The organism is Micromonospora yasonensis (genome assembly GCF_026013475.1).
Taxonomy (GTDB): domain Bacteria; phylum Actinomycetota; class Actinomycetes; order Mycobacteriales; family Micromonosporaceae; genus Micromonospora; species Micromonospora yasonensis.
This window is the reverse complement of record NZ_JAPDPH010000504.1, coordinates 1-298: the sequence shown is the minus strand read 5'-3', so window position 1 is coordinate 298 and position 298 is coordinate 1. Positions and strand designations below refer to the sequence as shown.

Annotated in this window: 1 protein-coding gene; it reads right to left on the bottom strand. The window is 76.5% G+C overall.

All coding sequences use genetic code 11. The features are described 5' to 3' along the window. Window positions 1-298: ketoacyl-synthetase C-terminal extension domain-containing protein (locus ONA70_RS36565; RefSeq protein WP_265011034.1), on the bottom strand; the 298-nt coding region annotated here is incomplete at both ends.

Here is a 298-nt window from a genome sequence, read left to right as displayed (position 1 = left end):
CGTCGGCTCGCCGTCGTCCACGGTGGCCGGCAGCGGCGCCGGCCCGGCGTCGGCGGGTGCCTCTTCGAGGATCACGTGCGCGTTCGTGCCGCTCACGCCGAACGAGGAGACCCCGGCCCGGCGAGGATGCGTCCCCGGCCGCCAGTCGACCGCCTCGTCGAGGAGGCGGACCTTCCCGCGGTCCCAGTTCACGTGCGGGGTGGGCGCGTCGAGGTGCAGGGTGTGCGGCAGCCGGCCGTGCCGCAGGGCGAGGACCATCTTGATGACGCCGGCGACGCCGGCGGCGGCCTGGGTGTGG